The 9,255-nt window shown below is 70.7% G+C and carries 8 protein-coding genes; 4 read left to right on the top strand and 4 right to left on the bottom strand.

All coding sequences use genetic code 11. From position 1 onward, the window contains the following. Nucleotides 1-1,554 precede the first annotated feature (1,554 nt). Nucleotides 1,555-2,616 carry a hypothetical protein gene (locus ABT114_RS49440; protein WP_351153700.1) on the bottom strand — a complete coding sequence of 354 codons (1,062 nt, stop codon included), beginning with the start codon at nt 2,614-2,616 and terminating at the stop codon, nt 1,555-1,557. Nucleotides 2,617-2,849: 233 nt separating this feature from the next. Beyond that, nucleotides 2,850-3,392 carry a GNAT family N-acetyltransferase gene (locus tag ABT114_RS49435; RefSeq protein WP_351153697.1) on the bottom strand — a complete coding sequence of 181 codons (543 nt, stop codon included), beginning with the start codon at nt 3,390-3,392 and terminating at the stop codon, nt 2,850-2,852. Nucleotides 3,393-3,901: 509 nt separating this feature from the next. Here ABT114_RS49435 and ABT114_RS49430 point away from each other — a divergent pair. After that, complete coding sequence (locus ABT114_RS49430; protein ID WP_351153695.1) at nt 3,902-4,501, top strand: 2'-5' RNA ligase family protein; 600 nt, start codon at nt 3,902-3,904, stop codon at nt 4,499-4,501. 373 nt (nt 4,502-4,874) lie between these two features. Here the strand turns inward: ABT114_RS49430 and ABT114_RS49425 are convergent, their stop codons facing one another. Both ABT114_RS49425 and ABT114_RS49420 read right to left on the bottom strand, forming a co-directional pair. Next, a complete protein-coding gene (locus ABT114_RS49425; protein ID WP_502988536.1) occupies nt 4,875-5,579 on the bottom strand; it encodes a class F sortase in 705 nt (234 codons plus the stop codon). 92 nt (nt 5,580-5,671) lie between these two features. Then, on the bottom strand, nt 5,672-6,163 hold the full coding sequence (locus ABT114_RS49420; protein ID WP_351153692.1) for a sortase: 492 nt from the start codon (nt 6,161-6,163) through the stop codon (nt 5,672-5,674). Nucleotides 6,164-6,669: 506 nt separating this feature from the next. Here ABT114_RS49420 and ABT114_RS49415 point away from each other — a divergent pair. From ABT114_RS49415 to ABT114_RS49410, 3 genes are all read left to right on the top strand, one after another. Then, nucleotides 6,670-6,930, top strand: coding sequence for a hypothetical protein (locus tag ABT114_RS49415; RefSeq protein ID WP_351153689.1), 261 nt, complete (start codon nt 6,670-6,672; stop codon nt 6,928-6,930). Next, the gene (locus ABT114_RS50845) at nt 6,927-7,532 is read left to right on the top strand and encodes a hypothetical protein (protein ID WP_502988535.1); all 606 of its coding nucleotides are present in this window, start codon (nt 6,927-6,929) and stop codon (nt 7,530-7,532) included. Before ABT114_RS49415 ends, ABT114_RS50845 begins: the two co-directional genes overlap by 4 nt. Nucleotides 7,533-8,097: 565 nt before the next feature. Next, nucleotides 8,098-9,060, top strand: a complete 963-nt coding sequence (locus ABT114_RS49410) for a DMT family transporter (RefSeq protein WP_351153687.1) — start codon at nt 8,098-8,100, stop codon at nt 9,058-9,060. The last annotated feature ends 195 nt before the right edge of the window (nt 9,061-9,255 follow it).

The raw sequence follows: 9,255 nt of genomic DNA, 5'->3' as shown, positions 1-9,255 counted from the left end.
TTTGCTACTCCATGCATATGCCCTTCGGTGGTTTGAGGCCATCGGAACGCCTCCGGTGGGCTGGCCGCCCGCTTCTCGTGGTCGGTCGGCCGGGGGCGGGCGCTCGGGCCGCCGGCATTGTGTCGGTGGCGTGGACCGTGGTGCGAGAAATTGCGCTGGTGGCAGGCCGGGCGCCGGGGCCGGGCGCCGGGTGTTTCGGGAGCGGCTCGCGGAGGGAGGGGGCCGGGCGTCGGCGGGCGCAGGCGCCGGATGGCGGTGCGCACGGTGGGTGGTGAGCGGGCCGGGGGTACCGGCCGCTCGCAGGCGTGTGTCGGTGGCGTGGAATGTCGCCGCAGCGCCGGTTCCGTGCGCTTGTGCGTCCTTCGGCTCGTCCGCTCGTCCGCTCGTCCGCTCGTCCGCTCGTCCGCACGGACGCCCGACGGCCACGGCCGGGTCGTTTGCGGGGCGGACGGAGCAGTCCGGGCGTGGCGATGCTCCTGCTCGGCGTCCTGCCGGTGATCCGGGACGGCTGCGCGGCAGTCCCGGGTCACGCCGGAGGGTCGAGCTCCAGCAGCAGTCGCTCCGCCCGCTGGCCCGGTGTGACGATCAGGGACAGTGGGCGGCAGCGGCCGTCCGCGCTCAAATGAAGCTTGCTGATGAACCCGCCGCGCGAGCGGCCCGGGCCCTTACTTCCCGCACCACCTCCACCAGGCGGGCGTGCAGGCTCTGCCACCGCGTTTCGCCCTGGTGTTCTGCCGCTTCGTCCCCTTTCGGCGCGGCACCTGGCGGAGGATCGGTGCGGGCGCCGGCCGGGGCCGTCATCGCCCTGCTGCGCCGAAGCCGGACTTGACCCTGCTCGATGGCGAGCCAGCCGAAGCGGTCGCCGCCGCCCGGGCCGCCGTCGACGCGCCGGACGGACTGGGCACCATCGCCTGCTACGCGACCGAGGTGGCGCTGCCCGCCACCGGAACATGGAACGCACCGGGCAAGGGCGGCGCCCAGCCGGACATCGTGCGCGGTCGCGAGGGGGCGGGGCCATGTCGCCGGAGGCGGACCGGCCGGCGCGGGAGATCGCCGCCCACATCTCGTCGGGGAACTGACGACGCACGCCCTCTGGCCGGGCGGCTGAGCCGATGATGCCCGGCGCCGCGTCGGGCTGGCATCTGCTGCAGGCGAGCAGTCCTGCAGCGGGCAGGCGGCGGGCTTCGCCGGGGTCGACGGGGCGTCGTGGCAGTCGCCGACTGGACCTGGACGGGCAGGAGGCCAGCTCCGACACCGAGCTCGACCACGCGGGCGGCCGCTGGGACGGTGCGGAGCCAGGCGCAGGGTACAAGTCCGGCCACAGGGCTGCCGGGAGGGCGTGCCGGAGGTGGTACAGCGGGGTGAAGTGGGTTTCGCGGCTGCCAGGGCGGGCGATGCGGCGGTGCCCCAGGTGGAGAAGCTGGTTAAGTGGCCGCCTCCGGGGAGAATTGAGTGACCGTTGACAAGCCTTGATCCCGACCTACGTCCCCCTCGTCGGCCGGACGAGGTCGTCGTCACCACCTCAAGAAGTTCGGCGCGAGCTCGTCACCGCGCTCAAGACGCTGCTTCACTCCAGCGACTGAGCGTCTCGCTCCCGCCGTCATAGGTAAGCCAGGTCCCGTCCCCGAGTGGGCGCACATAGCTGTCCACCGGCCCCTTGGGATATGCGACCGTCCCACGTATCTCCAGGGTTCGGGCGTCCAACAGCCAGTGGCGGGCCCGTTCCCGGTCCTCGTCGGATTCGACCGTCGAGGCGATGACGGTGTCGGCGTCGACGAAGCCGCAGCCGTAGTCCCAGCAGAGCGGCTCATCGTCCCCCGGCTCCGACACCCCCCTGGCGAGCACGGTGCCGTCCATGGCGTGCAGTTCCAGGTCTGCTCCGTAGTGCTCGACCGTCAAGAAGCCCGGATGGCCGGCATGGACATCCATCAGGATGCGGTCCATGCTCTCGTTGAGGTCCCAGCCGATCAGCTTCTCGCCGTCCCAGCGCGCCCAATGGAGCAAGATGCCGTCCTGGCCCATTCCGATGCAGAGACCCATGTGGATACCGTCCGGATGGGAAAGGTGGTGCGAACCGGAGGCCGCACTGTCCAGTGGCAGCCGTGCCAGTTCTCGTCCGTCCCGGGCGTCCAGGACGACCCAGCGCTCCTGCCAGTCCTGCTCCTCCAACTCGACCACGACATGCGCCCAGACGAGTCGGCCGTCGTCGGAGACCCGGCAGGATCCGTGCTCGAGGCCGCGGCACACCTCCTGCTCATCCCCTGTGTGCGTGTGACCGATCTCGGGCCCCCAGCAGCCATGCCGGTACGTCCACAGCGTCTCTCCGCCCGCGCCCACGGCCCTTACCGCGCGCTGGCCCGAGAACACCGCGAACGAGCCGTCGGGGCTTATCGAGTGGACACCGCGGTCCCATCCCGGCCAGGGAACAGGGAAGACAGCGGTCGGCGCGCGCTCCCCCGCGAAGACCTCGTACAGGTTGTAGACCTCCAGCTCGCGCCCGTTTTGGAGAAGGGCGCGGCGCGGCCCGTCCCCGCGGCTCTCGAAGGCGAATCCATTGACCAGTGCGTCTCCACCCGGCAGCCTCACCGAGTCGTGCAGTTGTGCGGTGATCGACATGGCCCGAAGGTAACGGACCTCGCTGACAGCGTGGCTACTGGCAGCCGCAAAAGCGGGTGTCGGCAGACGGGGTCTGAGCACACCTCATGCGTGCGGCGCGCCCGGCCGTGGGTCTGTCCAATGAGCGGCTCTGTCCCGGCGCTTGAGCGGGAGATCTCCTCCTCGTGCTGACGAACCACGAAGTCGCACGCTGACATCACGATCGGCACCGCAAAGGGACGGGGGCTCCAGGATCAGGGGAGATTCAGGCCCCACGTCTGCAGGGCATAGGGCCGTCCCTTTTCCTCACCCTTGATCAGCGGCACGTCGAGCAGGCTGAAGCCCGCCTTGGTGGCCACGGCGACGCTGGCGGCGTTTTCGGCCTCCAACTCCAGGATCACCTGTTCCACGCCCAGCTGCTCGAAGGCATACACAGCCATCACCCGCACCGCCCGCGCAGCCAGCCCCTGGCCGCGGTGCGCCGGGCCGATCGCGTAGCCGAGCTCTATGCCCTCGGGGGCACGCCGCAGCATCACCTCGCCGAGCGGTGCGCGACCGTCGACGGTGATGGCGAGCAGGATGGTCGTGCCCTCCGCCCGCAGCTGCCGGTCCCGGTCCAGTCGTGCGCGGGCGGCCGCTTCGTCGAAGGGGGAGACGATCGGCGTCCAGTACGCGATGTCGGGGTGGTCGAACAGATCCGGCATCGCGGCCAGGTCCGCTTCTGTCCAGTCGCGCAGGACGAGACCTTCCCCCGTGAGCTCGATCCGATCGGGAAAGGGCAACGTGGTGCTGCTCATGGTGAGGGGCCTCCCTGGCCTGTTCAGGACAAGGCAGGATAACCGGGGCAGGCAGCGGCTCACCAGATTTTCCGGGGGACTCTCACAGTCGGCCGTGGGACAACGCAGGATGGGCACGATCACACCTGGGGCGCTGCGTGAGTGGGGCGAGCGCCATGTCACTCCTGCTCGCTCCGCACGCTGACGGTGCTCCCCGCACTCTTCTTCAGCCAGAGCGTCGGCGCGTAGGCGCTCTGGGCATCGGCGGCAAGGCCGAGCGACGGGCGGCGTGAGTGGTATCTCGCCGCAGGGCGAGCGACGCCAGACGGTCCAGTCGTCGTCCGTCGCGCTTCCGGCCCTCGCCGCGGCCCGTGCTCGGTTCCCGTAAATCCGTTCGGGCCGCACCAGGGCGGCGGTACGGCGCTCGGTGCTCCCGGGGCCACGGCGTGCTCGCCGGGATCACACCTGCACCGTCGAGCAGCATCACCATCGTGCGTTCGTGTGACTCGGCGAGGTCGGACCATGGCAGTGTGGACGGAAACCAGGTTTTCGGTGGGGCCCAGCCGGTGGATGCGCTCGAGGTGGCGCCGACGGCCAGGACGGCGGTGGCGTGGCTCCCGCCGCGGGAGCTCTGGCCGGCGATCCAGGACATCCGCTGGGAGCACGATCCGCAGGTACGAAGATGGCCGCCGCACGTGAATCTGCTGTTCGGCTTCGTACCGGAGGAGGAGTTCGCGCTGGCTGTGCCGCTGCTCTGCGCCGCCGCGGCGGAGAGCGCGGCGTTCACCGCGCGTCTGGCCGGCGTGCGGTACTTCCGGCACCGCCATGACGCGACGCTGTGGCTCGATCCGGCCGCGGCGGGTCTGGCGCCGTGGGCCCGTCTCCACAGGATGCTGGGGCTGCGGTTCCCGCTGTGCTACGGGCGCGGCGGCCGCTTCACCCCGCACCTGTCCCTCGGCCGCACACGGGATCCGCAGCGTCTGGCTGCCGAGTGCGCCGTGCGGCTCGGCGCACTGCCGGCCGTGGTGGAGGAGGGGGTCCTGCTCTCCCGGCGCGGCGAGGAATCCATGCGGCCCCGGGCCGTGATCACGCTGGGCACGGGCGCAGTCCGCCGACTGCCGGGGCACTGAGGTGGGCCCGGGATACACGTTGGTCAGGCACGACTTTCTGGTAGAGCCGGCTCAAGGCGTTCTTGATCTTCACGAAGTGGGACCACTCCGGCTCGTCACCGTGGTGCCGCTGAACCGTCCGGCCACATCGGGGAGGGCGCCCGCAGCACCATCGGCAGCACCTTCCCGTTCCGGCAGTGCTACCGCTGCACGTGCAGCGACCGGTGCCCCACCCTGCACGTGGTTCTGGCGGGCAGACTCGAGCACCTGCGCCCTCCGGAACGTTCGGGCCGCACGGGTAGGTCGATGTACTGGCCTGGCCGCCGGTGCGGTGAGAGGTGGTGAGGGGCAGCAGGAAGGACAGAGGCAGGAGCGCTGGCCATTCCTGGGCCCTTTACCCTGCCGGGAAGTGGCCGTTCGGCTGTTTGACTGCGGTGAGCGTCGCGTAGACCACGACGTTGCCCTGGTATCCACTGCCCTTGACGTAGCCGCCGCAGGTGATCACCCGTAGTTCGGGCAGGTCGGAGCTGCCGTAGACCTTCTCGTTGGGGAATCTCTCCTTGTCGTAGGCCTCCACGGCGCCGACGGTGAATACGGCCGTGCGCCCGTCTGCCCGGCTGATCTCGATCATGTCGCCCTTGACCAGGGCGCCGAGCTCGTAGAAAACGCCGGGGCTGCCAGTGGGCAGGTCCACGTGCCCTGTGGTCAGGGCTGTGCCTGTTGAACCTGGTGGCGTGCCCTCGCCGTACCAGCCGGCAAGGTTGGGGTTGTCGGCGGGCGGGGGCTGCAGCGCCCCCGCCCGGTCGAGGTCCAGCTTTGTCAGGGGAGCGTTGACGTTGATGGCGGGGATGCGAAGCCGGACGGGCTTTGCGGGGGGCAGCGGCTGGACGGCGGGGAGTGTTGCTGGGGCAGTGCGGCCGGGTGTGCCGCCTGCTGAGGGGGTGGAGAAGGCCTGGCCGGCCGAGGGCTGCGGTGGCTGCCTGTCGAGCATCGCGCCGATCACCAGCACGCTACCTGTCACCAGTGCCAGGGCCAGATACTTGACCGGGGGGACGAACGTGGGTGGGGGCGCGCCGGCCTTGTGCCGGGGTTCCCTCACGGTTGAGCCTCTTGCCTGCAGCCGGGTGGGGTTCATTCCCGCGGTCCTCGGGGCGAATGCGGCGTCGGGCCGGTGTGGCGGGGTCTTGGCGGTCAGGTTCGGCTGCTGTGCGAACGGCTGCGCATCCTGACCAGACACCCGGCGGCGGCTGCGGCGAGCAGCACACCGCCCACGGCGATTTGGGTATCGGTGTCCTTGGCGTCTCCGAAGCCGGCTTCGACGGCGCCGTTCGGTTGCCGGCCGGTGATCCGGTAGGTATCCGCGATCTTGGTCCGTGGCGGGCACTTCACGGTGACGGTGTCGGTGTCGACCCTTCCCCCTTCCGGGATCTGGAACTCGCCGGTGAGCTCGCCCTCGCGGTCACCTTCGAAAAGGTGGAACGACCCCCCCGCCTCCGACTCGCCCTTGCCGTAGGTCACGTCCGGGCCGCAGGCCGTGGTGGTGACGGTGACCGTGGAGCCAGGGGAGGCATTCCTCGGCCGGATGTGGAGATCTGAGTCATCGGCGGCGGCAGCGGCCGGACTCTGCAGAGCCAGGACACCGATGACCAGGCCGATACCAGCGCCAACGTGGGTGTTTCGCAAGGGAATCCTCCGACGAAGCAGGGGCCGGCCTGTCTGCGCGGCGCCGCTGTTGTGCTCCACCGACGAGGCAACCGACACTCCGTCAGCCTCGCAACAGGAGGCATCGGCACATGCGTCACCCGGGCAGGCGTAGTAACTGCTCTCGCATGAACATTTACGCAGGTCGCTGGAGCAGCGACCGACACGGTGGAGGTATTGCCACAGGAGAGCGGATGGGCTAACGACCCTCAGTTCCAGGCAGGCCCCTGGCGCACGGTGGCGGTACCAGCCCAGCCGCGGCGACGTCCGTCTCTTGGCGGGTGTGTGTCGGGCTGTCGGCGAACGCGCACGACCAGATCGTGCGCTTTTCGGCGTACGGCCCGCCCGCCGGAGCGCGGTTACGTCGACGCCGTGCTCCCTGGGACGACCGCACTGCGGGCCACCACGGGGACACCACGGATCACGGACGACGGGAGTCGGCGGACGATCAGCGTCCAGGAGGCACTGGCCGAGCTGGAGAAGTCCCGATGATGCCGCGCCTGGTGACGGTACGCCATCACCGTCCCGACGGCCGCCGGCTGCGGCTGTACGTCCCTGTCCTGCCGGTCCTGCTGGTGCTGTCCCCGCTACTGCTGCTCACCGTGCTGGCTGGACTGGTCGCATGTCTCGCCACCCGGGTGAGCCCGGTGGGCGCGCTGTGCGGCACCGGGCAACTGCTGTGGGCGCTGCCCGGCACCCGGTTCGCGATCGAGCAGGGTCGAACAGCTGTGCTGGTAAGCGTCAGATGAGTCAGAGGGGAAGAGCAACAATGAACGAGCAGCGCCAGATCCTGCAGATGCCGGCCGAGGGAAGGATCACCGCCCACGAGGCCGAGCGGCTGATCGGCGCCCTTGAGCGAGAGCAGCCCGCCTCGCCGCCGGCAGCCGCGCCCCGCCCGAAAACCCGACCCAAGTACCTGCGCGTGGTGGTGACCTGGACGGACGACTCCGGCGGCGACGGGCCAGGCCGCGTCAACGTCCAGATCCCGCTACAGCCGCTGCGTGCCGGGGTCCGGCTCGCGAGCCTCATCCCTCCGCAGGCGCTCACCCGGGTCAACGCGGAGCTGAACAAGTCAGGGGTACCGCTCGACCTCACGAGCTCAAGACGCAGCATCTCGAGGAGCTCATCGATCAGCTCGACGAGGTCACCGTCGACGTCGACCAGCCCGACGGAAAGGCGCAGGTGTTCTGCGAGTGACACCCGCCACGGCGCCGGACGCCGGCCTGGGCCACAAGGTCGGCCGCCCGGCTGGCGGCTGCGGGCGTTCAACCCGTCACGCTGCACCGGCGGGTGCGACAGCCCGACGGCGTCCGCATCCACGAATGCAGTAAGGGTCCGGAGTTCGCAGTAGGGGACGGGCTCGTCGGTAGGACGACAGCACAGGGCGGTGATCAGCGTTTTTCGGACCGCGGCGAGCAGACGTGCCGTCCAGCCGTGCGCCGCCCCCGTGGCCTGGGCGGCGTGCCAGGCCCGGAGACATGGTCGACCGGGCGGTGTCGGCACCCGCGAGGCGGGCTGGCGCCGCAGGGCGGCGGACCTGGTGCGGGTGCTGTGGTTCACCCGCGGCCCGGAAGAGTGACCGGGCACCCGGCCGGACCAGCGTGCACAGGGCGCCGGGCGTCCTCGGCGGTGTCCCGCGTTCGGTGGCGGTTTGCCCTCCGCCGACTCGCCTCCGGCACGCTCGCCCGCAGGTGGCAGCCCCGAACCAGCGCCCGCGGCCGCGTCCCAGGCAGGTAATATCACGGGGTGAACACCTACTGGCACGTCGCTCTGCCGCCGCTCTGCGCCTGACCGGGCGCAGACACTGACGGTTTGATCCCCGGCCCCGACCGACCCGCGGGGCGGTCAGGGGCTCTTGTCGTGCGCCCGTTTCGGATCGAGTCCCAGACAGCATTCGACGACGGAAGATCACGACTGTGCCGAACCGCACTACCCCTCTGACTCCCACGCGCCCGGCCGCCCCCGGCGCGCGCCCTTCTCGCCTCGGTCTCCTCGGCGGCCCCACACCCATCCTCACCTCGGCCGTGCTGTGGGGGACGACCGGGACCGCCAGTTCTCTGGCACCCGTCGGCGCACCGGCGGCGGCCATCGGCTGCGCCGGTCTCACCCTCGGCGGCATCCTGCTGTTCCTCACCTCCCGCGGCGCGCGCTCGCTGCCCGCCGCCTGCACGCGCCCCGAGCGGTGGCTGCTCGTCCTCGGTGCGCTGGCGGTGGCCGGCTATCCGGTCACGTTCTACCCGGCGGTGGCCCGCACCGGCGTGGCGGTGGCCACCGTGATCGCGCTGGGCAGCGCGCCGGTTTTTGCCGGACTGCTGTCCTGGAGCACCGGACAGGCGCGGCCGACCGCACGCTGGGCCGGCGCCACCGCAGCCGCCGTGCTGGGCTGCACCCTTCTGGTACTGGGCCCCCAGCTCACCGGCCACGCCACGCCGATCGACCTGACAGGCGTCGCGCTCGCTGCATGCGCCGGACTGTCGTACGCCGCCTACTCGCTGATCGGCGGCAGGCTCATCACCCGCGGGCATCCTTCCGACGCGGTGATGGGCGTGCTGTTCGGCGCGGCCGGGCTGATTGTTCTGCCGCTCGTCCTGTCCGTCGACATGCATTGGCTCGCCACCAGCCGCGGCGTCGCAGTGGCTGTGTATCTCGCCCTGTTCACCGTCTACCTGGCCTACCGCCTTTTCGGGCACGGACTGCGCCGCACCCCGGCATCGGTGGCCACCTCGCTGACCCTGGCTGAGCCCGCCGTTGCAGCGGTCCTGGGCGTCACCGTCCTCGATGAACGCCTGCCGTCCGCCTCCTGGTGCGGGCTGGCTGTCCTCGCTCTGGGCCTGGCCCTCCTGACCATCCCCCTCGGCGCAAGCAGCCGGGACCGATAGCCACCGGGCGCTCTTCCGGTCCGGTCCGGGCCCAGCGGACCGAATGGAAGTTGCCCTCGAAGGGCACCAGGGCCGGAGGGGTGACCGTTGCGCTCGATGACTAGGGTGCGTTTCAGAAGTCGATCAAGCTCTGTGATGATCACCGTGTGGGACGTGGGGATCTGACGAGCGCGCAGTGGGCCAGGCTGGAGCCGT

The sequence above is a fragment of the Streptomyces sp. NPDC002088 genome (assembly GCF_040296605.1).
Classification (GTDB): Bacteria; Actinomycetota; Actinomycetes; order Streptomycetales; family Streptomycetaceae; genus Streptomyces.
Note: the sequence above shows the minus strand (reverse complement) of the source record. Positions and strands in the feature narration are given on the sequence as shown.

Excerpts from the sequence above, each read along its gene's own strand:
- ABT114_RS49435 (WP_351153697.1), bottom strand. The coding sequence starts at position 3,392 with ATGAGCAGCACCACGTTGCCCTTTCCCGATCGGATCGAGCTCACGGGG.
- ABT114_RS49415 (WP_351153689.1), top strand. The coding sequence starts at position 6,670 with ATGATGCCGCGCCTGGTGACGGTACGCCATCACCGTCCCGACGGCCGC.
- ABT114_RS50845 (WP_502988535.1), top strand. The coding sequence starts at position 6,927 with ATGAGTCAGAGGGGAAGAGCAACAATGAACGAGCAGCGCCAGATCCTG.
- ABT114_RS49440 (WP_351153700.1), bottom strand. The coding sequence starts at position 2,616 with ATGTCGATCACCGCACAACTGCACGACTCGGTGAGGCTGCCGGGTGGA.